The sequence below is a fragment of the Pseudomonas sp. JV245A genome (assembly GCF_032424515.1).
Lineage (GTDB): Bacteria > Pseudomonadota > Gammaproteobacteria > Pseudomonadales > Pseudomonadaceae > Aquipseudomonas > Aquipseudomonas protegens.
Genome location: NZ_VYKE01000657.1, coordinates 1 through 244 on the forward strand (window position 1 = coordinate 1; position 244 = coordinate 244).

General features: G+C 61.1%; 1 pseudogene. It reads right to left on the minus strand.

Annotated elements, in window-relative coordinates:
- Positions 1 to 230, minus strand: a pseudogene (locus F6S12_RS33485) (N-acetylglucosamine-binding protein GbpA); the annotation flags it as partial.
- Positions 231 to 244: the final 14 nt, after the last annotated feature.

Sequence of the window (244 nt, forward strand, 5' to 3'; positions counted from 1 at the left end):
GGGCCGGTCTTGCACTTGTAGGTGTTGCCATCTTTGGGCTGCAGCACCACTGTGCCAGCCTTGTAGGACTTCAGGCTTTGCGGGAACACGTGGTCGTACTGGCCTGGCTCGCCGCCGCCGTTTTCGGCTTTCAGGGCGAAGCTGGCGGTCTGTTGCAGCACTTCGCCTTTCTTCGAAGTAGCAACCACGACCAGGTCGTACTGACCGGCGCCCTGACCGGTGAGGGTCATGCTGAAATGCGGGT